A 25,949-nucleotide genomic window follows, 5' to 3' on the forward strand; every position below is an offset into this window, starting at 1 on the left:
GTAGTCAGATGTGGGGCCCCGGTGTAAGCTCTCCGAGACTCGCATCCCCGTCGTGTTTGTCATATTGCGGTCTCAGCGCCACCTTCCAGTGCCTCAAGTTCTCTGCGTGCCCGCTCTACCCATGGAGAATCTGGTGCAACTCCGTTCGTCTCCAGCATACGAAGACCTTCAGCGAGGTGGCGTTTTCCTTCCTGGCCCCTACCTGCTTTGACGAGCACGCTTCCAAGTCGGATATGTGCTCTAGCCGTGTTATCGTGCCCCTCTGGTAAAACTCGTTCGAGAACACCGAGCACAGATCGCAGCGTTGTTTCAGCTTCACCAAGCTCCCCAGTTGAGGATAAAGCCCCGCCTAGGTTTGCTTGTGCGATCAAGTAGTTTTTGCTTTCCTCTCCAGTAGTCGCTAGATAGAGATCTGCTGCTTCCGAGAAAAATTGGACCGCCCGGGCATGGTCTTCTCTCGCCCGTGCAACGTGCGCCATTTCGCTTACAGTCAGGGCTACGTCCGTGTGAGGCTGGGGATACCTCGCACGCTGGAGTACGAGTACCTCATTGAGGATCGATTCAGCCTCAGAAAGCTTCCCTGTCAAAACGAGGGCTTTTACTAGAATTGTTTTGTTTAGCAGGATTGCCGGATGATCCTCTTCGTAGTGAGTCAAACGTATTGCTAAAGCTTTCCTGTAATAGTCCTCGGCCGCATCTCCGTCTTCCATCTGGTATCGAATGTTTCCCAGATTGACGTAGTCAGCCGCGACGTACGGGTGGTAGTCCCCTAGTTCTCTTTGATCGATAGACAAAACGATATGAGCTAGCGAATCCGCCCGTTCGTACGCCCCAAGAATCGTGTAAGCCTTTACGGCCCGGTCTAGCGCGAGTCCTCGTTCAATTTCATTTCCTGCTTGCTCCCATAACGCTGCAGCACTTTCGGATTGCTCGATGGCTTCATCAAATCGTTCGAGGCGATGAAGCGCAAAGCCTAGGATGGCTCTCGCTTTTGCCACCGTCGTGTCTTCGCGTCCAGCCTCCGCCAGCATGATCGCTAGGCCTTCCTGTGCTAGCCGCTCAGCATCCGCCCAGCGCTGCTGATCAATGCGTAGACGACTTTGACGCATTAGTAAGTCTCCGCGATCTCGTTCGTCAGCGTCGGGCATAGTCTCCCAGGCACTTAGCGCCCTTGAGAGCAACGAATCAGCGCGTTCATAGTCGCCTCTGTGTGCTAGGAGAGCACTGAGCGTTTCGAGCAATTCAATCTGGATATCAGGTTGATCGGCGAGTTCTACTGCTCGTGTTGTGCCATACTCAATCACTGTGCTCAGTCTGAGGGTGTCTGATGGCTGAGCCGTTGGTTCTCCGCCCTCTAGGAGCATGAGCATAAAGTCTTGTACTTGCTGCGTGCGCTGTGCCTCAGCAGTAGCGTTGTCGCGCTCCTGCTGCAGTTGCCACGTGTACACGCCCACGACTGCGATGAGGACCAGGGTCGCCAGCACGGCGGCGCTGACGGCGGGGCGATGCCGCGCGACGAAGCGGCCGACTCGGTAGCCTGCCTTAGCGGGCCTCGCCTGGACAGGGAGGCGACCGAGGAAGCGCTGGAGGTCGTCGGCAAGGGCCTGCGCAGAGGGGTAGCGGTGTGCAGGCTCGTCCTGAAGAGCGCGCGTCACGATGGCGCCTAGGTCCCCGTCTAGCCTTTCTGTAGCCACCTCGGGACGATGGCCCGTCAGCAACTCGTGGAGGACGACGCCGAGCGCGTACACGTCGGTGGCCGTCGTGATGCCCTCGCCACGCGCTTGCTCAGGAGCGGCGTAGGCCGGTGTCATCGCGCCTAGCTCTGCCGTCGTGCTCTCTTCCGGGTCGGCGAGAACGGCTGCGATCCCGAAGTCGAGCAGCTTCACGATGGGCCGTCCCGCACCGTCTTCGCGGACGAGGATGTTGGACGGCTTGAGGTCACGGTGGACGACGAGGCGCTGGTGAGCGAAGGCAACGGCCTCGCAGACCTGGCAGAAGAGGGCAACCCGATCGCGTTCGGCGAGGCGCCGAGCCGCACACCAGTCGGTGATGGGCTGCCCCTCCACCAGTTCCATGGCGAAGTAGGGCACGCCGTCTGGTGTCTCGCCCCCGCCATAGACGTGGGCGATGTGGGGGTGGTCGAAGCTACCGACGAGGTCGCGCTCGGCACGGAAGCGCTGGAGTTGGGCAGGGGTGGCGTAGGTGCCAAGCGCGACGACCTTCAGCGCTACGTCTCGTCCGAGCGGCTCCTGGACGGCGCGGTAGACCTGTCCCATACCACCTTCGCCGATTTGCTCCGCGACAACGAAGCTCCCGAGCTGTGTGCCTGGCTCAATCGGGTCGAGGTGCAGCGCGGGCATGGGCGGAAGGACGTCGCCGGTGGGCACCGGGGCATCGAAGAGCACGCGCAGTGACGCTGTGAGGTCTGGACGATGCTCGGCAAGATGACGTATGAACGCCTCCCGGGCCTCGGGGTCGAGAGACGCCGCGGCCTCATAGAGATCGACGAGGGTGAGGTCGTGCATGGAAAAAAGTTGAGTCGCGGGCCGCAGCTATCGCCAAGAAATCCGTCTTGACTTGTGAGGCCCCGGTGATTGCAGATCTGCGAGGCGCCTGTGCCTCGCGCTCTCGTGTCCCGCTTGCGGCCAAAACATAGGACCTCACCCTACTCATTTCCTATATGTATAACTATACATTTTCACCCGCCAAAAAACCGTATGGAAATAGGCTCTGGTTGTTGCTCCTTGGCAGTGTCCTGACAACGGTGGGTGCCGCTGCGCAGTCGCTCGACCTCGCATACACCGTGTCGCAGGACCGTCTTGCGCCGGGCGACCGGGTCTACTACACCCTCGCTGTCGGTAACAGCGGCGCAGGTCCCATCAGCGACCTCGTCGTGCGCGTGCTGCTCCCGGCCGGTATCTTCGACTTCGAGGAGCAAACCGATGAGGGGTTCGACTGCCCCTTCTCGGACTGCGACCCCAACGAACTCGCCCTGTGGACGATCGGGACGCTGGCGCCGGGCCAGACGCGGACCCTCGTGTTCACGACGCGCTTCTCCACGTCGGCGGACGCTCAGAGCTACGCCTCGACAGCGACGGCGACGGCTCCGGGGCTCTCCGACCTCGTGACGAGCGCAACGGTTGCGGTGGCGGCAGAGCCGGTCGTGCGTCTCGCCTTGGCGTCGGAGCGAGCCCCGCTTTCGCCCACGGCCGAGACGACCTACATGCTCACCTACGGCAATCTGAGCGGACGCACGCTCACCGAGGCGACCCTCTCCTTGCCGGTGCCCGAAGGGCTGCGTTTCGTCTCGGCGACGGGGGGAGGGACCGAGTCTGGAGGCATCGTCCGGTGGAACGTGGCGCCGCTCGGCGTGAACGGCGGCGGTCAAGTACGCGCCACCTTCGAGCCAGCCAGCATGCTCACGGCCGGTACGCTCGTGCGCGCCGAGGCGACACTCGGCCCTGCTCCGTCGGTCGCAGCGGCGACGGTCGCGCCAGTCGAGCAGCCTGGGCTGCTCCGGCTCAGCTACACCACGAGCCAGTCGAGCTTCGGCGAGGGCCAGCGTGTGCTCTACCGCCTCCTCCTCACCAACACGGGCACCACGACGCTCCTCGACCCATCCGTCCGGCTCCGGCTCTCCAACTTCATCGAGGACTTCGAGGAGCAGACCGACATCGGCTTCGACTGCCCGTTTTCCGATTGCGACCCCAACGAGCTCGCCGTTTGGTCGGTGGGGCCGCTCGCGCCAGGAGCTAGCCGCACGCTGGTCTTCACCACGCGTGTGAGCACGAGCGCGCCGTCGGGCGAGGTGCTTCGGTCCTGGGCTACGGCTGAGGCCACGGGTACGAGCCAGGTGGTGGCGCAGGCCGATCTCCACGTCGAGCCTGCGCCGCTGCTCCGGTTGAGCGTGGCTCCGCAGCAGGAGCCGGCACAGCCAGGTGAGCCGTTCACCTACGTGATCACGTTCGCGAACCTCGGCCCAGCCAGCCCGAACGACCTCGTTCTTCAGGTCCGCATCCCGGACGAGAGCGGCCTGATCTCGACGACGGGGCCGCGTGCTGGGATCAGCCAGGGCGTGGTGACATGGGGAGTAGGCGCGCTGGAGCCGGGCGAGGGGGGGCGCGTCGAGGTGAAGGTGCGCGTCGACCAGGACGCGCCAGCCGGGACCTCGCTCGACCTGATCGCATGGCTCGCGCCGAATATTCCAGGGGCCACCACGCTTACCGCCCGCTCGGCGGTCGCCGTGGCCCCACCGTCGGACCTTGCCGTGTCCTACAGGCTGGACCGGCAGGCCGCCCTGCCCGGTGACCTCGTCGTCTTCCAAGTGCGCGCTGAGAACACGGGCGCGACCAGCCTCGCGGGCGTCCAGGCCCGGCTACGGCTGCCTGCCTTCATCAGTGACTTTGTGGAGCAGACCGACGTCGGCTTCGACTGCCCGTTTTCGGACTGCGACCCCAACGAACTCGCTGTGTGGACCGTCGGCACGCTCGCCCCGGGCCAGAGCCGCACGCTCACGTTCTCGACGACCGTCTCTGGCTCTGCACCAGACGGCGAGGTCCTCCGCAGCCCGCTCGTGGCACGCGCCACGGGGCTGAGCGATGCCCTCACCCAAGCTGACCTCGTCGTCGGTCGCGCGCTCGACCTACAGCCGCCTGCGCCCCCGACCGACCTGGTCGCCACGCCCGGCGACCAACAGGTTGCTCTCTCCTGGACCGCCAGCCCCGACGCTGACGACCTCGCCGGGTATCTCCTCCAGCAGGGCATCGAACGAAACGGCTCGCTGGTCTATGATTTCCTGGCGATCGTCGACCCGCCCGCGACAAGCTTTGTCAGCACAGGCTTGGAAAACGGCACGACGTACTTCTACGTAGTCACGGCGTTCGATGCGGCAGGCAATGAGAACGACTTCCTGGAGAGCGCCCGTGCCGAGGCGACCCCGCAGGACGGCGTGGCCCCTGCGCCCCCCACCGGTCTCGCAGCGGGACTCGACGCTGGGACCGTCGCCCTCACGTGGACGGCCAATGCCGACGCCGACCTCGACGGCTACCGGCTCTACCGCGACCTCGCGAGCGCGCCGACCTCGCTCCTCACGGCCCTTCCCGCCGCCGCCACGGCCTTCACCGACGCGGACGTCGAAGACGGGACGACCTACTTCTACCGCCTCACCGCCGTAGACGACGACGGCAACGAGAGTCCCTTCTCGAACGAGGTCGAGATCCTCGTCACGTCCGTGTCGGCAGAGGACGGTCCTGCCCTGCCCACAGCCTTCGCGCTCGACGCGGTCTACCCCAACCCTGTAGCAGGCGCGGCGACTGTGGCCTACGCGCTCCCAGAGGCCGCATCCGTCACCGTCGAGGTGTTCGACCTGCTCGGAGCCCGCGTGGCCGTCCTCGCCGATGTCGAGCAGCCCGCCGGATACCACGGGGTCGGATGGACGCCGTATGGCCTCGCGGCAGGGACCTACCTCGTCCGCCTCCGCGCGGGTGACTTCGCAGCTACCCGGCGGCTCGTTGTCTTCCGCTGATTCGACGGCAGCGTGCGGCTGCCAAGCCCCCACTCCGCTCCAACCCCATATGACCATGCGATACATCCTCCTTCTCGCACTCCTCGTTCCTTTTGTCGGCTGCGACTCTGACAGCGAAGCAGATACCCTCGGTACCTTCACAGTCTCGCTCTCGGGCGAACTTTCTGGGTCGTATGACGGTCGTGCGTCGTTCACGCTCTGTCAGGGCAGCGACTGTGGTGGATCTGATGTAGACATCAGGCTAAGCAACGACGGGCTGGTTTTCGGATTCGAGATCAGTCGCACCTTCGGCCGCGGGATCTATGAGTTTCGCGATTTCGATTTCGACTCCTCTCGACTTGTCGGCTTCCTTGAGGTTGAGGGGTGCACGTTCGACACACAGGGTGGGACCATAACACTCACAGAGGTCAGCGAGGACCGAATCGCCGGGAGCCTGGACGCGACTCTGCAGGTGCTGACACTCTTCGGTAGCCCTTCGTGCGAGGAGGGGGCACAGCCTCCTACGCTGGAGCCTTTCGCGCTACGCGGCTCCTTTGATGCCGAGCGAGCAGGGTTCTGATAGTCTGGCCTCCGAGTTCCCACTCCAACCTCGTGTGACCATGCGCTACCTCCTCCTTCTTGCACTCCTCGTTCCCTTCGTCGGCTGCGACTCCTCCGACGACACCCGCCTCTGCAGCGAACTGTCATCGGCTGAGCTCGCACGCTGCCTGGAAGCGGGCGACTGCGATTGCGAAGGCGACTTCTAGGCACCTCGTCTCTCACTCATCCTTTGCCAGGTCGTGCCATGCGGTTCAGCTTCTTCCTCATTAGCCTCGCCTCGGTCTTGCTCGTCGGCTGCACGCCCTCACCCGAAGACGCCGCCGATGAGGTATGCGCGGCCATGCAGAGCGGCGACCAAGCGCTCGGCCAGCGCCTCATCGCCCGCTATGCCGAGAAGTACGACGCCGAAGACAAGGTCGTCTTCATGCAAGCCACGGTTCGCTGCACGGTCGGCGGCGCGCTCGACACGATGCTCGGCCAGTGAGCGCCGACTGACACCCACCCTACGCCCCTCGCCTGCTCTAGCCATGCGCTTACGTATCCCCCTTGCCCTCCTTTCCATGGTCGCCCTGCTGCTCTCGGGCTGTGGCGACCCGCGCGAGCCGTCCAAGGCCAACTTCAAGAACGCGCTCGAAGCGTCGTGGTCCGAAGGCATCTTCGACCTCGACCTCGACTGCCACGGCGAGACGTGGACGGCAGCGAAGCAGACGGACTCTCACTACGGTAGGTCCTTCCGTTTCTGTGAGGCGCTCACCCGGGAGGGCTATTACGCTCGGCGTGACACCATGGTAGACGATCCTGGCACGGGCCGCTACGAGGACCGAAACTGGGTCTACGATCAGGTCGCGGCTGCCTACTACGTGCGCACGGACAAGACGGGCCAGAGTTGGCGTGAGGGCCGCAAACTCATCGTCGGAACGCCCGCGATCGTTGAGGTTGTCAACTACTCAGAACCGCAGAACGTCTTCGGCTACACCGTCGCGGAAGTCACCTACACCTACCGGGTAGACGACGTCCCACGTTGGGTCACGTCCGAGGTGCTAGCCGGGACGACGGCCTGCGTGCGCGATGTGCCCAACCGCCCCAACGACTATGACTGCGGCGAGGACTTTCTCAACGCGCGCAAGAACCCAATCCAGCGCACCGTCAACATGGTGCTTACAGGCGAGGGGTGGATGACAGAGCAGGCCTACGAGCGGCTGACTGATGCCTAGGCTCGCGTTCCCGAGAGCTCCGCTGGTGAGCGGAGGCGGAGGCATGGGGCTGCACCTACGTCTAATGCGGCGGACTCACCGAGTTGGTTTCCCGCGCTGCACTCCACGAAGTCGGCAAGGTCTTGAGGTAGCTCTCCGTGTCCCGCCTTTGGGCCGTCGCGGCCTTCTTCATGCGCCCTCGCTCACTGTTTGTCCACGAAGTCATGCGTTTGTCCCCGCTTCTCATCGCTGTTGCCGCTCTCGCGTTCTGGGCGGGCTGTGACCTCCTCCGCAACGACGTCACCTGCGCCGATATCTGCGGACGGGTCTATGACTACAGGCCTTGCGAAGGAGCGGGTGCTGTCCTTCGGCAATGCCCCCTTGCGTTTGAGATCACGTCCGAGGCTGTGCGCTGCAACGGCGGTACGGTGTCGTGTATCCGCTTTCGCTTCACCACCGGCGAAGCGATTCTGCTCGACCGCGTGGTTGTTCGCACGCCCGGCGGCGGCAGCGCGACGTTGTCTACCGGAGGCACGCGCTATGACCCCGGCGAAGACTATCCGCTCCAGGCCGATGGCACGGCGTACCCGTTTGAGGAAGGCCGCTGGTTCTTCACGTTCCTAGGCGAGCCAGTCCCCGAATACGTCGAGCCGCGCTTCGAGATCGAGGCGAGTGTATTCGTGAGGAACTAGCCGGCCTAGGCTCGGTGGCAGACGGCTGCGCTGCTCCTGGCGAGGCTAGCCTGCACCCGTACGACCGTCCATCTGAAAGAAAGTGACCGGTCACTCTCCTGTAGCGTATTCAGACAAGGGAGGTGATGCACCTACCAAAAAGCCTCGGTACGGCGAGGCGCGTCCATGTGGGCAGTGAGGGATTCGAACCCCCGACCCCCTCGGTGTAAACGAGGTGCTCTAACCAGCTGAGCTAACCGCCCTGGACGATTTGCGATTTTAGATGGATGATTTCCGATTGGTCGGCACGGCCTCCAAATCAAAAACCGAACATCCACAACCGCAAATCCGATGAGCGGGAAACGGGACTCGAACCCGCGACCCTCAGCTTGGGAAGCTGATGCTCTACCAACTGAGCTATTCCCGCGTGTATCCGCTTTCGACGCGCTGCATGGCGCAACGCGGACGCTTATACTACGATGCTTCACAACCCCTGTCAAGGACGCTGGTAGCACGCGGCGTATCTTCATAGGCTCCGCAAAGCGCACCGGCAGCCCTCTTTGGCCCCTCGACGCTTCGGACCTGAACCTCGCCTTTCTGGCCCCCAGACCTCGACTGTCATGAAACGTACCTATCAGCCTAGCCGCCGCAAGCGCGCCAACAAGCATGGCTTCCGCAAGCGCATGGCTTCCAAGAACGGCCGCAAGGTGCTCGCTGCCCGCCGCAAGAAGGGCCGCAAGAACCTCACGGTGAGCGACACCCGCTCGACCAAGTAGCGCATCTGATCCGATCGTGTCCGACTCAGTCGGGATGGCGCAGGCCACGATGGCGGACAACGCTACAGACCGAGCACACCCGCGCCACCGGTGGCCGCGTGCCTTCCGGCTGAAGCGCCGCCGCCTCATCCGCCCGCTCTTCGACCGCAGCCGCACCGACGTGCGCCGCGTCACAGCGGGTTCCATCGCGGTGCTCTACCGCCTGTCCACGGAGCACGAAGTCGGCCGCCGCGTGCCCATCCAAGTCGGCTTCGCGCCAGGGCGCCGGGCGCGCACCAACGCGGGACGCACCCGCCTCCGCCGCCTCCTACGCGAGACGTTTCGGGTCCACCAGCATCCGTTGGTGGACCTTTTTTCCGGCCGCCCCGAGACGTTCACCGCCATGGTGCTCTTTCGCGGCCAGGAAGCCACCGCCTCGCAGCAGATCCAGCGCGATCTGCCTCGCGCCCTCAACCGTGTCGTGAGCGCACTTCGCTCGGAGGAACCCCCGCCCCCACCCGAGGCGGCTGAATAATTCACGGCACGCAATTCACGTCCGGGGCGAAACTGCCGCCCCACGCTCCCGTTGCCCGCCCGGCGCTCTCCCCACCCGCTCGTACCCCTTTCCTCGTGGACCAGCAGCAGCAGCAAGGCCTCGACCGCAACACCCTCGTCGGGATCGTCTTGATCTCCGTCATCATGGGGGTGTGGATGATCTTCTTCGCCCCCCAGCCTCCGACCCCGGAGCAGCGGCAGGCCATCGCCGACTCGCTCGCGGCACTCCAGCCCGACTCCCTCGACGACGCGCAGCCGGTCTTCGTCGACCCGGCGATCGAAGGGGCGCTCGCAGCCCCGACCGACTCCGCCTTTGCGGCGGCCACCCAGGGCACCGCCGAGACGGTCGTCGTCGAAACCGAGACCTACATCGCTACGATCTCGACGAAGGGCGGGACGCTCATCGGGTTCGAGCTCAAGGAGTACGACAAGGCCGGAGCTGAGGGTATCCCGGTCGACCTCGTCTCGAACACGGACGACGGGGCCCTCGGGGTCGTATTTGCGCCGCCCTCAGGGCGCATCGTGGACTCGCGCTCGCTCTTCTTCCAGACGACGGCCTACACGCAGGACACGATCCGCGTCACCGATGGCGCGCAGCAGATCGCTTTCGACGCGCCCATCGGCGACGGGGCGCTGCGGCTGGCCTACACCTTCGAGCCGGAGGGCCACGGCGTCGGCTTCAGCGTGGAGGAGGTGAACACCAACCTGCTCACGCGCGCAGGCGGCTACGAACTCGTGTGGGACGGCGGCCTCCCCTTCGACGAACTCGACGCCAACGACGAGTCCATCAACGCCGGGGCCTACGTCCGCGCAGGCGGCGAGGTCGAGCAGATCAAGCTCTCGAAGGAGCCCGAGCTCAACGAACTCATCACGGGCACCATCGAGTGGACGGCGGTCAAGAACAAGTACTTCGTCGCGGCCATCCTCCCCGGCGACGGGCTCGCCACGGAGGGGGCGGAGCTCGACGGCCAGCGCGTCGGTGAGCCGGGCGATGTGGCGTTCGAGGACTACTACGCAACGCGCCTCCTCATCCCGCGCGCGGCCACGGGCACGCCGAACCCGTACACGCTCTACCTCGGGCCGGTCGACCTGAGCATGCTCAACGACTACGACGCGAGCCTCTACGAGGTCGTCGACTACGGATTCGGCGCGTTCATGACGCGGCCGCTCGCGAAGTACGTCGTCGCGCCGGTCTTCCGCCTCTTCGGGACGTTCATCCCGAACTATGGCATCGTCATCATCCTCTTCGCCATCCTGGTCAAGATCCTGCTCTACCCGCTGACCAAGTCGGCTTACCGGAGCACGGCGAAGATGCGCGACCTCCAGCCGGAAATGACGGCGCTCAAGGAGAAGTACCCGGACGATCCGCAGAAGCAGCAGGAGCAGATGATGCGGCTCTACCGGGACCGGGGCGTGAACCCGCTCGGTGGCTGTCTGCCGCTGCTCTTGCAGTACCCGATCATCATTGCGCTGTGGCGCTTCTTCCAGAACTCGATCCTGATCCGCCAGGAGTCGTTCCTCTGGGCCAACGACCTCTCCGCGCCGGACCCGGTGCTGCGCTTGCCCTTCGAGATCCCGTTCTACGGCGACTTCGTGGCGGGCTTCTGCGCCATCATGGGCGTGGCGATGGTGATCCAGATGCGCATCGCCGCCCCGCCGACCACGAGCGGCGCGCAGGCGAAGATCTTCCAGATCGTCGTGCCGCTGATGATCTTCGTGTTCTTCAACCGCTTCGCATCGGGCCTGAGCCTGTACTACCTGATGTATAACGTCCTCACGGCGGCACAGCAGAAGTGGATCAACCACCAGATCGAACTCGAGAAGACCGACCCGAAACGCATCGCGGCGGCGCAGGCCAAGGCGCAGGCGAAGAAGAAGAACGCCAAGCCGGGCTTCTTCGCCCGCCTGCAGCAGCGCGCCGAGGCCAACATGAAGGAAGCCCAGAAGCAGCAGCGCGGCAACGCCAAGCGACGCCCGGCAAAGCGGCGGTAGAGCACGATCTCCCAGCTTGTCATCCTGAGTGCAGCCTGCAGGACGGAGTCGAAGAGCCCGCCCTCGCGAATGCGGGAGATCTGCGGGCCAGCGTTCAAGCTCCAAACGAAGCGTCGAGACAAACAGAGATCCTTCGACTCGCTATCGCTCGCTCAGGATGACAGATTGATGCAGGCTGTTCGCACCGACACCATCGCAGCGATCGCCACGGCGCGCGGGCAGGCGGCGCTCGCCATCGTGCGCATGTCAGGGCCGGAAGCCGTGCGAATCGTAGACGCGCGGTTCTCGAAGCGGCTCGGCAACGCCGACAGCCACACGGTGCACGTCGGCTACATCCTCGACGCCGAGGGCGCTGACAACGAGGCCCGGCGGCTCGACCAGGTCGTGGTGACGCTCTTCCGCGCGCCGCGCTCCGCTACGGGCGAGGATGTGGTCGAGGTGACGTGCCACGGGGGTGACGTGGCCCCGGCGCTCGTGCTGCGCAGCCTCCTCGACGCGGGCGCGCGGCTGGCCGAGCCCGGCGAGTTCACCCAGCGCGCCTTCCTCAACGGCAAGCTCGACCTCGCGCAGGCTGAGGCGGTCGCGGACCTCATCCATGCGCAGTCGCACCTGGCGCACCGCGTTTCGCTGCACCAACTCCAGGGCCGCACGTCGGTCGCGCTGCAGCAGATCCGGCAGGAGCTGATCCAGACCAAAGCGCTGATCGAGTTAGAGCTCGACTTCGTGGAGGAGGATGTCGAGTTCGCCGACCGGGACGAACTTCGGCGGCTGCTCAGCGAGGCGGCCCGGCTGCTCAGCGACCTCCTCGACACGGCGCGGCTCGGCGCCTATGTCCGCGACGGCGTGCGCGTGGTGATCGGCGGTCGCCCGAACGCCGGGAAGTCGACGCTGCTCAACGCGCTCGTCGAGCGCGACCGCGCCATCGTGAGTCCGGTCGCGGGGACGACGCGCGACGAGATCGAGGCCGAGCGCGAGATCGGCGGGCTGCGCTTCCGCTTCGTGGACACGGCCGGCCTCCGCGAGACGGCCGACCTCATCGAGGCCGAGGGCGTCCGCCGCACCCACCGCAGCATCGACGCCGCCGACGTGCTCGTCTACGTCTACGACGCGACGACGGGGCTGGACGACGAGGAGATGGCGTTTCTCGACACGCTGGCTGCTGAGCGCCCCCGCCTCCCCGTGCTGCGCGTAGCGAACAAGGCGGACCTGCTCGCACCCCCTGTTTCCGGCGACAGTCGCTCCGCTCCTGCGTCACCGGAAACTGTCCCCCTCGAAACCGAGGGGGACAAATTGAGCGAAGCGAGATCAGGGGGTGAAAGCGGGGCCGCCCCGCTCCTCCTCTCGGCCGAGCACGCGACCGCAGACCCGTCCCGTCTCGGCTCCCTGCGCGCCGCGCTCCTCGCCGCGGTCGCCGACGATCTCAGCGAGGCCGATAGCTCGCCCGTCGTCGTGAACGAGCGGCACCGGCAGCACCTCGCGGCGGCGCTCCAGGCCGTGCAGGCGGCGCAGCGCGCGCTCGACCTCGGCATCTCCGGCGACACGCTCTCGCTCGACCTCCGCGAGGCCCTCCACGAACTCGGCGCCATCACCGGCGAAATCACGAGCGACGACGTGCTCGGGGCGATCTTCTCGCAGTTCTGCATCGGGAAGTAGTAAACAGGGGGAAGTAGTACGCCGTGCCGAAGAGCGCGGCGGTGCTCCAGGGCCGTAGGCAGATTGTGTCGCTCCCGCTTCTCAGTCTGGCGTGGCCTCGACGGCCCGAGACGGTCGCCTCGCACGGCTCCCTTTCGGCTTGTCACACTGCCGCGCAGGTCCGCGTACCTTCGGCTCCGTGCGTGCGCTTTCGCTGAGCCTGCCTGCCATGTCCTCTGACGACCTCACCGCGCTGCTGGCCGACTTCCGAGCGGGCGACCGATCCGCCGTGGACGCTGTGCTACCCCTCGTCTACAATGAACTGGAGACGATGGCCCGGCAGCGCCTCCGGCGCGAGCGCGACGGTCATACACTCGACACGGCCGCCCTCGTCCACGAGGCCTACCTCAAACTCGTCGACCAGACGCGGGCCGACTGGCAGAGCCGCTCGCACTTCCTCGGCGTCGCCTCCGTCGCGATGCGGCGGATCCTCGTCAACTACGCCCGCGACCGCCGGGCTGCCAAGCGTGGCGGCGACGAGGTGGCCGGAACGCTGCACGATGACGCGGTCGGACGGGTCGCCCGCTCGGAGGACCTGCTGGCGCTCGACGAAGCCCTCGACCGGCTCGCGGCGCTGGACGAGCGCTCGGCGCGGGTCGTCGAGATGTGGTTCTTTGGCGGACTAGAGCAGCGCGAGATCGCGGGCGTGCTCGGCGTCTCCGAGAAGACGGTCCGCCGCGACTGGCAGGCTGCGAAAGCCTGGCTCAGTCACGCCCTCCGCGCCGATGCGTCGAACGATGCCAATACTTCAAGCGATACCAATGCGTCGAACGATTCGGGGGGCGGGTGACCGCTCGCGTCCCAAGATGGTGCGTTCTGGTTAGACTCCACACCTTGCTTTCCCATGGCCGATGCTACGGCGCGCTGGACGCGCATCCAGACTCTTTTCGAGCAGGCCCGGGCGCGCCCGTCGGACGAGCGGACGGCGTGGCTGCGGGCCGCCTGCGGCAACGAGCCTGAGGTGTACGACCACGTCGCCGCTATGCTCGACGGGGCCGAGCACGAGCACGATCTGTTCAGTGGTCAGGCGCTCGACCTGCTCCCGGCCGATCTCCTCCCATCGGAGGTGCTGAGCGTCAGCGGAATCGGATCGCGCGAGGGCGAGCGCGTCGGTCCCTGGGTGCTCGGCGCACGCCTTGGAAGCGGTGGGATGGGTGATGTCTACCGCGCCGTGCGTGCGGACGGGTTCGATCAGCAGGCCGCGCTCAAGCTCGTCAAGCCCGGTATGGACTCGCGGGCTGTGCTAGCCCGGTTCGAGGCCGAGCGGCAGATCCTGGCCCGGCTCCAGCACCCCGGCATCGCGCGCTTCCTCGACGGCGGCCTCACGGAGGGCAGGCGGCCCTACTTCGCGATGGAGTACGTCGAGGGCGAGCCGATCACGGACTACTGCGACCGTCGCCGTCTCGGCGTTGATGCGCGGCTCCAGCTCTTCGCAGACGTCTGCGAGGCGGTCCGCTACGCCCACCGGTCGCTGGTCGTCCACCGCGACCTCAAGCCGTCCAACATCCTCGCCGTTGAGCATGAGGAGGACGAGGCGCCCCGGCCGGTTCTGCTCGACTTCGGCATCGCCCGTGTGCTCGACGATGATCCCGACGACGATCACGGCGGCGGCCTCACGCGGACCGGCCAGCGCGTGCTCACGCCCTCCTACGCAGCCCCGGAGCAGATCCGAGGCGAGCCACCGACGACGGCCACCGACGTGTTCGCCTTGGGAAGTCTGCTCTATCGCCTCCTCTCCGGCGCGCGGCCTATCGAGACGGAGGGCCGGACGCCCGTGCAGGTGGAACAGGCCGTTCTGGAAGACGAGCCTATCGCGCCGAGCACAGCCGTGACGGCGGCGGCGGCGCAGCAACGCGGCACGACAGCGGACGCCCTTGCCAAGCAACTCCGCGGCGACCTCGACGTGATCTGCCGGACGGCGCTTCGCAAGGAGCCCGAGCGCCGCTACGGCTCCGCCGCCGAACTGCTGGCCGATGTGCAGCGGCACCTTGAGGGCTTGCCCATCGAGGCCCGCCCGGCGACGCGCACGTATCGCCTCCGCAAGTTCGTGGGGCGGCATCGGGGAGCGGTGGTCGTGACCGCTGCTGCGCTCGTCGCGCTGGTTGCGCTGACCGGGGTCTACACGGCTCGCCTGGCGGCCGAGCGCGACCGCGCAGAAGCCGAGGCGGCCACGTCGGCTCAGACCGTCGCGTTCTTGCGCGGGCTTTTCGAGGGGGCCAACCCCGACGCTAGACAGGGGCTCGACCTCACTGCGGCCGACCTGCTGGCTGCTGGCGCAAGGCGGATCGAGACGGACCTGGACGGCCAGCCCGACGTGCAGGCGGCCATGCACCGTACCATCGGCGCGGTCTACCAGGACCTCGGCGCGTACGACTCGGCGCAGGTCCACCTCGAACGCGCGCTCACCCTCCACGAAGCACTCGGCGACCCGGTCGAGATCGCGACGGCTCAGACCACGCTCGGGGCCCTCCTCCGGCGAACGAGCGACTTGAAGCGCAGCATCGCCCTCCACCGCGCCGCCCTCGAAGCCCTCCAGACGCCTCGTAATCCCAGTGTAGAGGACATCGGTGCGGTCTACGTGTCACTCGGGGCGGCGCTTCACGACCGCGGTGACCTCGACGAGGCTGAGGAGGCCTACCGCGCCGCCCTTCGCCACCTCGAACAGGCCGACGCTCCGCAGAAACGAGACAACGCGCTCAACAATCTCTCGGGGCTCCTCCACGACCGAGGGCACATCGAAGCCGCTGTCGGGATCGGCGAGCAACTCGTGGCGGCGCGCGAAGCGTTGCACGGGCCCATGCACACGTCCATCGCCCTCGCGCTGACGGGCCTGGGGGTCGCGTATCACGACCTGGGCCGCTACGACGAAGCCGAAGCGGCCTACCGGCGGGCCGTCGAGATCGACCGTGCCCTCCTCGGCGACGCGCACCCAGACCTCGCCGCCGACCTCAACAACCTCGGCATTTTCCTCGACGAGCGAGGAGAGCATGAGGAGGCGGAGGCCGTCTTCGAAGAGGCCCTGGCGATCAAGCGTGCTGTCTACGACGCCGACCATCCGCAGATCGCGACGACGCTGAAGAGCCTCGGCTTTCTCTACACCTCCACCGAGCAGCCCGAGGAAGCCGAGCGTCACTTTCAAGAGGCGCTCGCCATCCGACGGGTGGCCTATGGGGACGGCCATCCTGCCATTGCAGAGGTGCTGGGCGGGCTTGGGCGGCTCTACGGCAGCCAGAGCGACTACGACCGCGCCGCCCCGGCCTACGAGGAGGTGGCGGCCACCTTGAGCGAGGTCTTCGGGGCCGACCATCCCCACACGGTCTACTACCAGATGCTCTACGCCGATGCGCTCCATCGCACCGGACGCGTTCGGGAGGCGGGGGTACAGTTCGAGGCGACCGTCCCCGTCGCACGCGAGGCGCTCCGCACCGACGCAGCGCGCGCGGCTCAGGTCGAGTTGTTCTACGGCCACCACCTCGCCGCGCAAGGACGCTGCGCGGAGGCGGCGACGGCGCTTCGCGAGGCAGAAGCGGTATACCAGCAGCTTGACGATCTGGAAGCCACGGCCCAGGTCGCAGCAGCTCTCGGCGACTGCGAGCAGGGTGCGCTCTGAGAAGCACCTGGCTAATGGTTGCCGGGGGTTCACTGCTCGGCTCGGCTCCCCCTATCCGGCGTCGCCTCCGCTCGAACGGCTCGCTCTGCTCCTCGGACCGTCCCCCTCAAGTTTGAGGGGGACAGCTTGTGCGCCGTTACAGGCGTGCAAGCGGGGGGAGCCGCTCAGGCAACGTGGTCGGCAAGCTTCGCGGCAGGAAAATCAGAAGCCGGGTGTCCGGTGGGAAGCCGGAAGCGTGCGTGTAGGGACGAGGGCGACTCCGACGGGGACGCCCGGCTTCCGACCCACGCATCTTCTCATCAGTCCCATGCCCCGCTTTCTACCTGGCCGCCTCCTACCTGGCCTTCTGGCCCTTCCACTCCTGGCCCTGCTTCTCGTGCTCGTCGGTGCTCCTCCGGCGGCGGCGCAGTCGTCGTGTCCGACCGGCTTCGAGATCCCCATCGGCCTGGCCGACGGCGACGGCGACTGTGTCCCCGACCTTATCGAGGTCACGGGCTACACCTACGATGCCAGCGGCGGCGGTGCGCTCACGCCCTGCACGCCCGGCCCGGCCGACTGCTACGTCACCGACCCGACGACGTGGTCGAGCGACGGCGACCCCTACAGCGACTTCCAGGAGGCGACGGGCATCAACCTCCCCACGATCCGCGCGCCCTACGGGCACCCGCTCGTCGCGGCGTCGCCCCAGATCAGCGTCGTCCTCGTCAACTATGTCTACACGCCGACCTCGACCATCCAGGACTCGCGTGGCGGGAGCCTCACGCAAGGCTCCTCGGTCACCGTCGGCACGTCGTTCACTGAGACGCTGTCGGCAACCATCGGCAGTGAGGTCAGCCTCGTCGATCCGAAGGTCACGTCGGAGATCACCGCCTCGGAGTCGCGGACGACAAGCCAGGAGTCGACACAGTCCACGGACGTCGAGATCAACTGGGAGACCGCCACGTCGGACACGTTCAACGAGGCTGCCACGCTCGCGCTCGACATCCGCGTGCGGAACACGGGGAGCGCCACGGCTCTCAGGATCGCGCCGCGCTTCAACGTCTACATCGGCGGCGAGCTGATCGCGACGATCCAGACGCCCGAGGCGTTTCAGACGACGCTCGGTCCGGGCGAGACCTCGACGGACGTGATCCGCGTCGACAAGCGCGACACGGGCGGCGTCACGCCGGAGGACATCGTGCTCTCGATTCCGCAACTCCGTAAGCTGCGGCGCGGTGCGCCCGTCGAACTGCGGATGGTGAGCCTCGAAGCCGAGGTGCTGCGCTGGAGCCAAGGCACCAACAACTGGTCATGCGGGTCGGATTCGAGCCCGTGCCTGTGGAGCAACTTCCAGCGCGAGATCGAGGCGCGCACGCTCCGCCTCAACGTTGACTTCGGCTACTCGGGCGATCCGGACGCCACCATCCCGACGCGCTACCGCGACAACCCCTACCAGTTCGACGTCTTCACCGGCTCCCCGCGCGTCAACCCGCAGTTCACGCTGGCCGAGGTGCTGGGCTTCGTCGGGTTCGCGGAAGGCTCGGGCCCCTCATTCGCCATTGAGGGCCGTCCCTTCCCGGGCAGCGGTGGACGCGCATGGGTGGCGCTGAGTGGCCCCGAGCCCGGCCTCGACGGGCTGCGGTTCATCGACCACTGGGCCGCGTACGCCCTCAGCCAGGGCGGGGCCTCATGGCCGGGCGACCTGCTCGCGATGCCGATGCCGCGCGAGGCGAACCTGATCCTACTCAACGCTGCGCCGGGGCCGGGCGAGGCCGGGCCGGTCGTCACGGGCCGTCGTTTCAGTGCGGATCAGCGCTCGCTGAGCGTCTCCGCCGGGCCGAAGGGCGGGTTCCGACCCACATCAGCCACGGCCCACTTGTTCATCCAGGGCGAGGAAACCATCGTGGAGATGGTGCCCGCCAGCACCTCGCCGGATGGGGCGAGCGTGACGTTCGCGCTTCCCACATCGACGTTCTTGCCGATCTCGGCGGAAGGCTCCTTCGTCGTCGTGCGGGACGGACTGGGCAACGAGCGGGCTACGTCTCTGGTGACGCCGTTCGGCACCCCCGCCACGTGCGACGAGGTACCCCGGCGCGTCTACACGAGCGGCAACGACCTCCCCAACTTCAGCGGCGGCAACGTGACCACGGTGTTCGTCGACGGCGACCCCGACCTCCCGGCGAGCGTGTTCTGCGATGCGAGAGAGGGGACCGCAGACATGTATTTCTGGGCGCCGCAGGACCACCGGCTCGGGGCCGACGTGCGGCTCCGCGAAATCGCCATACTCGACGTGGCGCACCGCGTGGTCGTCGGCGAGGGTGTTGTCATTCGGAGCGAGGACGGCGGGGCGTCGTGGGTCCGCGTGGGCACGGCGGAGGGCGTCCCGAGCGGCAGGTTCTGGCTCGGCCTCGGCTTCCGCGAGAGCGGCACGCCAGGCAACGAGGCAGGCATCGCCGTGGCGCAGGACGGGACGATCATCTGGACCGAGAACGGCGGGCGGACCTGGGCTACGGCCTCCGTCGCGGGCACGCCGCAGCCGTTCGAGGCCGTCGACTATGCGGGCGGCGACACGTGGTACGCCGTCGGCGGCGACCGCGTCATCCGCTCGACTGACAACGGGCGCACGTGGTCGTCTGTCCCAATCCCGCTCCCGAGCGGCCGTCGCTTCGCGCGCCTCGCCGCGGTCGAGTTCATCTCCGAGACCGAGGGCGTCGTCGGGGACGCCGGGATGAACGACGGGACCGGGCGCATCTATGCGACGCGCGACGGCCAGACCTGGACCGAGACGGCCGCCTACACCGACCACCGCGACATCGCCTACAACGGGCGCGACCTGTGGACCATCGTCGGCGACCAGGGCATCTGGGTGCAGGACGATCTCCTCGTGCCCGGGCCCAAGCGCCGCGTGCTCCCCGCGAACGGCGCGCGCTTCTGGAACGTCGATTTCGGCTCGCCCAACGTGGGCGTCGCGGTCGACTTGAATGAGAGCCGCAACGTCTTCCGCACCGAAGACGGCGGCGAGACGTGGCAGACGACGGGCGGCTACCCCGGCCCCGTGCAGACGGGACGGCAGCAGCTCATCGGCGTCGACATGCTCGACGAGAACGTCGGCGCGGTGGCGGGCTACGGCGGTACGCTCGGCGCGACCGACTCCGGCGGCGGGGTCCCGACTTACGACACGCCCGTGAACACCTCCGACGAGGACGACACCGCGACGGCGCTCCCTGGACGAGTGGAGCTCTCGACGCCCGCCCCGAACCCGGTTCACCAGTCGGCCCGCGTGCGTTACGTGCTGCCCGAAGCAAGCAACGTCCGCGTGTCCGTCTACGACGTGCTCGGACGCGAGGTCGCCGTGCTCGCCGAGGGCGCGCGGCCCGCAGGCGAGGGCACGGTGCGCTTCGACGCAAGCCGGCTAGCCTCGGGCTTCTACGTGCTCCGCCTCCTCACCGAGCAGGGGGCCGCGACCCGCCGCGTGACCGTCGTGCGGTAGACGGGAGTCGAATCGCGGCGCTAGCTCCCCCCGCCCTGCGTTGCCTGCGCTCCTCGGGCTGTCCCCCTCACGCGTGAGGGGGACAGTTTTGCGACCCTTTTTGGGGAGCGAAACGGGGGGAGCGGAGCCAGGCACTCTGCTCCGTCATTTCCTGGAATCGGGGAGACCCTCGACCTACGACTCGCCCCCGAACGTCTCGTCCATCCACACGGCGATCTGGTCGCGGACGGTGCGGAAGGCGGCCAGCTTGTCCGCGTCCGAGCCTGTCGCAGCGGAAGGGTCGGGGAAGCTGTGGTGCAGGTTCTCGACCGTCGCCGGGATGTAGGGGCACGCCTCCCGCGCGTTGTCGCACACCGTGACGACGTACTCGAAGTCCTGCCCGTCGAACGCATCGACGTGGTCCGAGGTGTGCCCGCTGAGGTCGATGCCGAGGTCGGCCATCGCCTGCACCGCAAACGGGTTGACGCCGCCCGGTGCCGTCCCCGCCGACGCGGCGTCGAAGCGGTCGCCGTAGCGCGCCCGCAGCAGCCCCTCGGCCATCTGCGACCGCGCCGAGTTGTGGGTGCAGACGAAGAGGACGGTGGGGTTGTCCTGGGTCATCGGTCCTGTGTCCTTGGTGGGAGGGTATGGCCGCCAAGCTAGGACCGGACTGTTAGAGCAATGTGACCAAACGCGCGTGTCTCCGCTCTCCACTCGGTCTTCTACCGCCCCGATGGCAGCGAGAGAGTCGTCACCTCTACGTTTGATTGCGGAACGCCCGACTCAGTCAAGCGCGCGGTCAGTTGCCCTCTGACGGCTGCGATGCACGCCAGGCATACACCTCCTTAGCAAAGAACCCGAGGATCACCGCCGGAATCGCATACTGAATGGCCGTCCGGATCAGCAGTTGAACCCACGCACGGATGCCCCCGCGGATCTCGGCCTGCGTCATCAAGAGCTCCGACTCTCCCCAGCCGAGCCAGAGGGACACGACGAGCGCGACAGCCAAGGCCGCGTACACGCCCCACCGCGTCTTCGAGTGGGTCGTTGACGGAGTCATCCGGTCCGGTGTAGTCGAGGACACCTTGGCCATGGTCTGTGGCACGCAGCGTTAAAGCGAGACAGCGTAGGAGGGCACGGTGGGACGAGGCGAACGTGCGGGATGTTACGCGGGCCTGCGTTGTAAGGGATGATGTCCAACACGCTCGTCAAAGCTCCGCGCCGGGAGACGCTCGTCACTTGTCGGCAGAATGCCGACGAAGACCGCCCCCTGTATCGGCTTCGTCGGCAAAGGCTTGGTGCTACACCTTCGCAAAGCGTTCGTGGACGGCAATGCACAAGCCCATGAAAAGTATCACCAGAACGGGGAGGCCTACGAAGAACCAGAAGAAAGGGTCGTGAGCAGGTGTTGTCAGCATCAGCACGAGGCAACTCATTGATAGGATGATCGCCCATAGCGCTAAGACAACCAGCCGTGCTTGGGTCCGATGGCTATGCTCTGTCTTGAACACTTGGGGGAGTGTCTTCGCGAACGAGTAGGCTGAAAACCAAGAGACAATGGGAAGAGAGTAGAAGACTGCTTCAGCGAACGAACCTTCCAGCAAGCCGACCACAACACTACCCGATAACCAGGAGACGAGGGCGTGTCCTAGTGGGGTTAATTCTTGCTTCAGCACCGCCCACCAACTTCCTACGTCGAACTTCTCACTTCTCACTTCACAAGCCGGTCGGGAGCCAGATGTTCTTCACCTGCACGCTCTGGCGGAGGAACGCGTGGCCTTCGCCCTGCTTCGGGTCGAGCCAGTCGCGGGGCTGGCCGTAGCTCACCCAGGTCCGCTTCATGTTGGACGCCGAGAGGTGCTCCACGGCGCGACTGCCGAGCGCGCCTGCCTCGCCCGAGGCGAGGTACCACAGCGCGTCCACGTCCTCGTGCGCGGCGAGCGTCTTAGTGAGGTGGTCGCGGTTCCCGGTGACGATGTTGACCACACCGCCCGGGAGGTCGCTCGTGTCGAGGACCTGGTAGAGGTCGGTCGCGGCGAGCGGGTGGGTCTCGGACGGGATCGCCACGACGCAGTTGCCGCGGCAGATCGCAGGCGCGACGAGCGAGACGAAGCCGAGCAGCGGCGCCTCGTCGGGGCACGCGATGCCGATCACGCCGAGGTAGTCGTGGTGGGCGGCGACGAAGCCCTGGAAGTTGGCCTCCTGCAGGTGCCCGCCGAATTTGTCGGCGTAGGCCGCGTACGTGAACAGCCGCTGCACGCTGGCCTCGACTTCGCGGGTCGCCGCTTTTTTACTGAGGCCTGCCATCGACTGGAGCCGCGTGACGAACTCCTCGCTTCGGGCCGCTAAGTTCTCGGCGATGTAGTAGAGGATTTGCGCGCGGTTGTGCGGGGAGCGGTCGGCCCAGCCGCGTGCGGCGTGCGCGGCCTCGACGGCGTCGCGGATGTCCTTGCGGTTGCCGTCGCCCGCCAGCCCGACCACGCGGCCTTTCGGGTCGAGAATAGGATAGCTGTAGTTGCTGTCGGGCCGCTTCTGCTTGCCGCCGACGTAGAGCTTTGCCGTCCGGTCGATGCCCTGATGTCCAGAGTGCGCCGAGGCCTTGCCTGGCTTCTCCGGGAGCGGAGCGGGCGCGGTTGGCGTGTGGCTCCCCCAGGTGGCAAGCGGGTCGGCGCCGTCGCCCGTCGGCTCGGGCGCAGGCGTCGGACGCGACTGCCAGGCGGGGCGGACGTACTCGTAGAGCCCCTCTTTGCCGCCCTCGCGGCCATAGCCACTCTCGCGGACCCCGCCGAAGCCGCTCGCCGCGTCGAAGAAGTTGGTGCCGTTGACCCACACCGAGCCCGCCTTGATGCGGTGCGCCACTTCGAGGGCCTGCGTGAGGTTCTCGCTCCAGACGGTTGCCGCGAGGCCGAAGCGGGTGTTGTTCGCGAGCGCGACGGCCTCGTGCGGCGTGCGGAATGTCATCGCGACGAGCACCGGTCCGAAGATCTCCTCCTGCACCACCTGCGAGGCCGGGGCGACGTTGGTGATGAGCGTCGGCGGGACGTAGCAGCCCTGGTCGGGCATGGGGGCGTCTGGCTGGAAGATCGCGGCGCCCTCGTCGCGGGCGACCTGGATCCAGCGCTCGATGGTCTGCTGCTGCTCCTCGCTCACGACCGTCCCGAGGTCGACGGCCTTGTCGAGCGGGTTGCCCATGCGCAACTGGCCCATGCGTCGACGCACGCGCGCCAGGAAGTCCTCGGCGACGCTCTCCTGCACGAGCAGGCGGCTCCCGGCGCAGCAGACCTGGCCGCCGTTGAACCAGATCGCATCGACCAGGCCTTCCACAGCCCCGTCGAGGTCCGCGTCGTCAAAGACCACGTAGGGCGACTTGCCGCCGAGTTCGAGCGACAGCTTCTTGCCGGAGCCCGCTGTTGCCTGGCGAATCGCGCGGCCGACGGGCGTGGAGCCCGTGAACGCAATCTTGTCGAGGCCCGGGTGGGCGACGACCGCGCGGCCCGCCTCGTCGTCACCGGGGAGGAGGTTGACGACGCCCGCGGGTAGGCCTGCCTCGTGGCAGACCTCGGCGAAGAGGAGTGCCGTGAGCGGCGTCTGGGGTGCGGGCTTGAGCACGACCGTGTTGCCCATCGCGAGGGCCGGCGCCGCCTTCCAGGCGAGCATCAAGAGCGGGAAGTTCCAGGGAATCACCTGCCCCACGACGCCGACGGGCGCGTAGCCGGTCAGTTCGTCGGCCATGACCTGCGCCCACCCGGCGTGGTGGTAGAAGTGCCGCGCCACGAGCGGGATGTCGAGGTCGCGGCTCTCGCGGATCGGCTTGCCGTTGTCGAGCGACTCCAGGACCGCGAAAAGGCGTGCGTGCTTCTGGATGGCCCGCGCGAGTGCGTAGAGGTGCCGTGCCCGCGTGTGCCCATTGGTCTGGCTCCACGACTTGAACGCCTTCCGCGCTGCCTCTACGGCCGCGTCTACGTCGGCACGCCCGGCCTCGGCCACGTCCGCGATGTGTGCGCCCGTCGCCGGGTTCGTCACGGCGAACGTCGCGCCGGACTGCGCGGCTTGCCAGCGACCGCCGATAAACAGGTCGAAGCGGCGGTCGTGGGCGTCCAGCCACGCCTCGGCAGCGGCGGGCGACTCAGGCGCGGGGCCGTAGGGCATCGTGGCGGTGAGGTCGGCGATGGAGGGCATGGCGGTGCAGGAGAAGGGGAGGAGGGAGTTGGGTGTGGGGAGATGCGGCGCTCTGCCCTTGTCATCCTGAGTGGAGCAGCCATAGGCTACGGAATTGAAGGATTTGAGTCGCAGCGTGGCGCTCCGAACGTGACCTGGAAGCTGGAGCGGAGATCCTTCGGCTACGCTCGCAGTCGCTCGCTCCGCTCAGGATGACATCCATTGTTCGAGACAGGTCATGAAGGAGTCAGCATAGTCCGATGTCGTTTCCGTCTCGTGGTCCCACCAGACTACAGGAGCGTTCGGGAGGTCGTCGACGAGCCAGCAGTACCAGTCTCCGCAGCTGTTCTCCGCAAAGGGAAGCAGGTGGTCGCCAAGGCGCGCTTGCTCAGCGAGAGCCTGGCTGGGAGCGAGGATATCCATACCAAACTCGCCGTAGTTGTGACCATCGCTGAGGACGAACGCACGATAGTCTGGAGGAAACGAGAGGCCGTGTCGTTGCTCCAGATTGGCAAGCTCTGCCTCGGTAGGTGTTGGCTTGTCGAAGATGCGAAACCTAAGGTCGGTCTGCTCTAGGAGACGACGGGTATACTGCTCTGTATTGCTCATCGCTGCCCTCATTCACTCTTCCTTTCGTCCGCTCCTTTCCTACCCCATCGGCTGATGGTGGCGGGCGGCGTAGCGGCCGGTGACGTGGTGGGAGAGTTGGCGCTCGACGTCGGCGAGGAGGCTGGAGGCGCCGAAGCGGAAGTAGCCGGGCGTGAGCCAGAGGTCGCCGAGTTCTTCCTTCATCAGGCTCAGCCAGACGAGCGACTCCTTCGCCTTGCGGATGCCGCCCGCGGGCTTGTAGCCGGCGCGGTGGCCCGAGAGCGCCTCGTACTCGCGGATCATGCGCGTCATCACGAGGCCAACGGGTAGCGTGGCATTGACCTTCTCCTTGCCGGTGGACGTCTTGATGAAGTCGCTCCCGGCCATGAGCGCGACCTTGCTGGCGCGCGCGACGTTCCAGAGCGGCCCGAGGTCGCCCGTGCCGAGGATGGTCTTGAGCGAGGCATCGCCGCAGGCGTCTTTCATGGCGGCGATTTCGTCGTAGAGCCGTGCCCAGTCGGCGGTGTGGACGAGGCCGCGCGTGATCACCACGTCGATCTCGTCGGCGCCCGCCTCGACGGACGCTTTGATCTCGGCGAGGCGCAGCGCGAGCGGACTCTGGCCGTGCGGGAACGCCGTCGAAACGGCCGCCACAGGGATCCCCGAGCCTTCAAGTGCGCGCTTGGCAGTCGCGACGTGTGCGTGGTAGACGCACACGGCTCCCGTCGTGAGGCCGAGGTCAGCAACGCCAAGGGCGTCCAGGATATCGGGGCGGACGGGCTGGCGGGCCTTCGCGCAGAGGCGGCGGACCCGCGCGGGCGAGTCGTCGCCTTCGAGCGTGGTAAGGTCCATGCACGCGATGGCGCGCAGGAGCCACGCGGCCTGCCACTCCTTCTTGACGCTGCGGCGCGTACCGAGCGTGGCGGCCCGGCGTCGCGTCGCGGGCGGGTTCACGCGCGTCTCCTCGACCCACCCGAGGTCGAGCGGGATGCCCGGATTCCGAGCGTGGTCGTCAGCGTGGGCGAGGGCCTCGTCGGCGTGCCCGTTGGTCAGCGTCTCCATCGGAGAGAGGGGATATGGGGGAAGGGGGGCGGCGTCTCACCCTCGAAGCGTGGAGGTCATACGCGCCGGGTCGCGCGATGTTGAAAACTACGGCGCGTCGCGCCCCACCCTCACGACTGAACCCTGTTCGCCCTGTCTGGTACTTCCTCTCTCCCGACACC

General features: G+C 66.8%; 19 protein-coding genes and 2 tRNA genes. 13 read left to right on the forward strand and 8 right to left on the reverse strand.

Features of this window, described 5'->3' with window-relative positions; translation table 11 throughout:
• Window positions 1-59: 59 nt before the first annotated feature.
• Window positions 60-2,525 carry a serine/threonine-protein kinase gene (locus AAFU51_04180; GenBank protein MEO1570446.1) on the reverse strand — a complete coding sequence of 822 codons (2,466 nt, stop codon included), beginning with the start codon at window positions 2,523-2,525 and terminating at the stop codon, window positions 60-62.
• Window positions 2,526-2,764: 239 nt separating this feature from the next.
• On the opposite strand from AAFU51_04180, the gene AAFU51_04185 reads away from it, so the two are divergent.
• The 6 genes from AAFU51_04185 (at window position 2,765) to AAFU51_04210 (ending at window position 7,949) form a co-directional block, all read left to right on the forward strand.
• Complete coding sequence (locus AAFU51_04185) at window positions 2,765-5,524, forward strand: fibronectin type III domain-containing protein (protein MEO1570447.1); 2,760 nt, start codon at window positions 2,765-2,767, stop codon at window positions 5,522-5,524.
• Between the two features lie 55 nt (window positions 5,525-5,579).
• The gene (locus AAFU51_04190; GenBank protein ID MEO1570448.1) at window positions 5,580-6,083 is read left to right on the forward strand and encodes a hypothetical protein; all 504 of its coding nucleotides are present in this window, start codon (window positions 5,580-5,582) and stop codon (window positions 6,081-6,083) included.
• 40 nt (window positions 6,084-6,123) lie between these two features.
• The gene (locus AAFU51_04195) at window positions 6,124-6,270 is read left to right on the forward strand and encodes a hypothetical protein (GenBank protein MEO1570449.1); all 147 of its coding nucleotides are present in this window, start codon (window positions 6,124-6,126) and stop codon (window positions 6,268-6,270) included.
• 38 nt (window positions 6,271-6,308) lie between these two features.
• Window positions 6,309-6,548: a hypothetical protein gene (locus tag AAFU51_04200; GenBank protein ID MEO1570450.1), complete on the forward strand. Its 240-nt coding sequence runs from the start codon at window positions 6,309-6,311 to the stop codon at window positions 6,546-6,548.
• A gap of 43 nt (window positions 6,549-6,591) precedes the next feature.
• On the forward strand, window positions 6,592-7,278 hold the full coding sequence (locus AAFU51_04205; protein ID MEO1570451.1) for a hypothetical protein: 687 nt from the start codon (window positions 6,592-6,594) through the stop codon (window positions 7,276-7,278).
• Between the two features lie 203 nt (window positions 7,279-7,481).
• Window positions 7,482-7,949 (forward strand): hypothetical protein, encoded by a 468-nt coding sequence (locus AAFU51_04210; protein MEO1570452.1) that lies wholly within the window; start codon window positions 7,482-7,484, stop codon window positions 7,947-7,949.
• A gap of 168 nt (window positions 7,950-8,117) precedes the next feature.
• Here AAFU51_04210 and AAFU51_04215 read toward each other — a convergent pair.
• Together AAFU51_04215 and AAFU51_04220 are read right to left on the reverse strand one after the other, a co-directional pair.
• Window positions 8,118-8,191 (reverse strand) — tRNA-Val (locus tag AAFU51_04215).
• A 91-nt stretch (window positions 8,192-8,282) separates the two neighbouring features.
• A tRNA-Gly gene (locus AAFU51_04220) sits at window positions 8,283-8,355 on the reverse strand.
• A gap of 193 nt (window positions 8,356-8,548) precedes the next feature.
• Here AAFU51_04220 and rpmH point away from each other — a divergent pair.
• From rpmH to AAFU51_04255, 7 genes are all read left to right on the forward strand, one after another.
• Entirely contained in the window at window positions 8,549-8,704 is a 156-nt protein-coding gene (gene rpmH, locus AAFU51_04225) for a 50S ribosomal protein L34 (protein MEO1570453.1), read from the forward strand.
• A gap of 16 nt (window positions 8,705-8,720) precedes the next feature.
• Window positions 8,721-9,218 (forward strand): ribonuclease P protein component, encoded by a 498-nt coding sequence (locus tag AAFU51_04230; protein MEO1570454.1) that lies wholly within the window; start codon window positions 8,721-8,723, stop codon window positions 9,216-9,218.
• 95 nt (window positions 9,219-9,313) lie between these two features.
• The gene (gene yidC, locus AAFU51_04235; GenBank protein ID MEO1570455.1) at window positions 9,314-11,230 is read left to right on the forward strand and encodes a membrane protein insertase YidC; all 1,917 of its coding nucleotides are present in this window, start codon (window positions 9,314-9,316) and stop codon (window positions 11,228-11,230) included.
• Between the two features lie 168 nt (window positions 11,231-11,398).
• Window positions 11,399-12,883 (forward strand): tRNA uridine-5-carboxymethylaminomethyl(34) synthesis GTPase MnmE, encoded by a 1,485-nt coding sequence (mnmE, locus tag AAFU51_04240; GenBank protein MEO1570456.1) that lies wholly within the window; start codon window positions 11,399-11,401, stop codon window positions 12,881-12,883.
• A gap of 208 nt (window positions 12,884-13,091) precedes the next feature.
• Window positions 13,092-13,712: an ECF-type sigma factor gene (locus tag AAFU51_04245; GenBank protein ID MEO1570457.1), complete on the forward strand. Its 621-nt coding sequence runs from the start codon at window positions 13,092-13,094 to the stop codon at window positions 13,710-13,712.
• Window positions 13,713-13,766: 54 nt separating this feature from the next.
• A complete protein-coding gene (locus AAFU51_04250; protein ID MEO1570458.1) occupies window positions 13,767-16,532 on the forward strand; it encodes a serine/threonine-protein kinase in 2,766 nt (921 codons plus the stop codon).
• Between the two features lie 307 nt (window positions 16,533-16,839).
• Complete coding sequence (locus tag AAFU51_04255; GenBank protein MEO1570459.1) at window positions 16,840-20,001, forward strand: binary toxin-like calcium binding domain-containing protein; 3,162 nt, start codon at window positions 16,840-16,842, stop codon at window positions 19,999-20,001.
• A 174-nt stretch (window positions 20,002-20,175) separates the two neighbouring features.
• On the opposite strand, the gene AAFU51_04260 is transcribed toward AAFU51_04255, so the two are convergent.
• The 5 genes from AAFU51_04260 to deoC all read right to left on the reverse strand — a co-directional run bounded on the left by AAFU51_04260 (window position 20,176) and on the right by deoC (window position 25,788).
• Window positions 20,176-20,601 (reverse strand): arsenate reductase ArsC, encoded by a 426-nt coding sequence (locus AAFU51_04260; GenBank protein ID MEO1570460.1) that lies wholly within the window; start codon window positions 20,599-20,601, stop codon window positions 20,176-20,178.
• A gap of 178 nt (window positions 20,602-20,779) precedes the next feature.
• Window positions 20,780-21,073, reverse strand: coding sequence for a hypothetical protein (locus tag AAFU51_04265; GenBank protein MEO1570461.1), 294 nt, complete (start codon window positions 21,071-21,073; stop codon window positions 20,780-20,782).
• A gap of 623 nt (window positions 21,074-21,696) precedes the next feature.
• The gene (locus AAFU51_04270) at window positions 21,697-24,159 is read right to left on the reverse strand and encodes an aldehyde dehydrogenase family protein (protein ID MEO1570462.1); all 2,463 of its coding nucleotides are present in this window, start codon (window positions 24,157-24,159) and stop codon (window positions 21,697-21,699) included.
• Between the two features lie 186 nt (window positions 24,160-24,345).
• A complete protein-coding gene (locus AAFU51_04275; protein ID MEO1570463.1) occupies window positions 24,346-24,747 on the reverse strand; it encodes an SMI1/KNR4 family protein in 402 nt (133 codons plus the stop codon).
• 39 nt (window positions 24,748-24,786) lie between these two features.
• Entirely contained in the window at window positions 24,787-25,788 is a 1,002-nt protein-coding gene (deoC, locus tag AAFU51_04280) for a deoxyribose-phosphate aldolase (GenBank protein ID MEO1570464.1), read from the reverse strand.
• Between the last annotated feature and the right edge of the window lie 161 nt (window positions 25,789-25,949).

The sequence above is a fragment of the Bacteroidota bacterium genome, from assembly GCA_039821555.1.
Taxonomy (GTDB): domain Bacteria; phylum Bacteroidota; class Rhodothermia; order Rhodothermales; family Rubricoccaceae; genus JBCBEX01.

Excerpts from the sequence above, each read along its gene's own strand:
- AAFU51_04200 (MEO1570450.1), top strand. The coding sequence starts at position 6,309 with ATGCGGTTCAGCTTCTTCCTCATTAGCCTCGCCTCGGTCTTGCTCGTC.
- AAFU51_04255 (MEO1570459.1), top strand. The coding sequence starts at position 16,840 with ATGCCCCGCTTTCTACCTGGCCGCCTCCTACCTGGCCTTCTGGCCCTT.
- mnmE (MEO1570456.1), top strand. The coding sequence starts at position 11,399 with ATGCAGGCTGTTCGCACCGACACCATCGCAGCGATCGCCACGGCGCGC.
- rpmH (MEO1570453.1), top strand. The coding sequence starts at position 8,549 with ATGAAACGTACCTATCAGCCTAGCCGCCGCAAGCGCGCCAACAAGCAT.
- deoC (MEO1570464.1), bottom strand. The coding sequence starts at position 25,788 with ATGGAGACGCTGACCAACGGGCACGCCGACGAGGCCCTCGCCCACGCT.
- AAFU51_04190 (MEO1570448.1), top strand. The coding sequence starts at position 5,580 with ATGCGATACATCCTCCTTCTCGCACTCCTCGTTCCTTTTGTCGGCTGC.
- AAFU51_04275 (MEO1570463.1), bottom strand. The coding sequence starts at position 24,747 with ATGAGCAATACAGAGCAGTATACCCGTCGTCTCCTAGAGCAGACCGAC.
- AAFU51_04260 (MEO1570460.1), bottom strand. The coding sequence starts at position 20,601 with ATGACCCAGGACAACCCCACCGTCCTCTTCGTCTGCACCCACAACTCG.
- AAFU51_04180 (MEO1570446.1), bottom strand. The coding sequence starts at position 2,525 with ATGCACGACCTCACCCTCGTCGATCTCTATGAGGCCGCGGCGTCTCTC.
- AAFU51_04265 (MEO1570461.1), bottom strand. The coding sequence starts at position 21,073 with ATGGCCAAGGTGTCCTCGACTACACCGGACCGGATGACTCCGTCAACG.
- AAFU51_04270 (MEO1570462.1), bottom strand. The coding sequence starts at position 24,159 with ATGCCCTCCATCGCCGACCTCACCGCCACGATGCCCTACGGCCCCGCG.
- AAFU51_04195 (MEO1570449.1), top strand. The coding sequence starts at position 6,124 with ATGCGCTACCTCCTCCTTCTTGCACTCCTCGTTCCCTTCGTCGGCTGC.
- AAFU51_04210 (MEO1570452.1), top strand. The coding sequence starts at position 7,482 with ATGCGTTTGTCCCCGCTTCTCATCGCTGTTGCCGCTCTCGCGTTCTGG.
- AAFU51_04250 (MEO1570458.1), top strand. The coding sequence starts at position 13,767 with ATGGCCGATGCTACGGCGCGCTGGACGCGCATCCAGACTCTTTTCGAG.
- AAFU51_04205 (MEO1570451.1), top strand. The coding sequence starts at position 6,592 with ATGCGCTTACGTATCCCCCTTGCCCTCCTTTCCATGGTCGCCCTGCTG.
- AAFU51_04245 (MEO1570457.1), top strand. The coding sequence starts at position 13,092 with ATGTCCTCTGACGACCTCACCGCGCTGCTGGCCGACTTCCGAGCGGGC.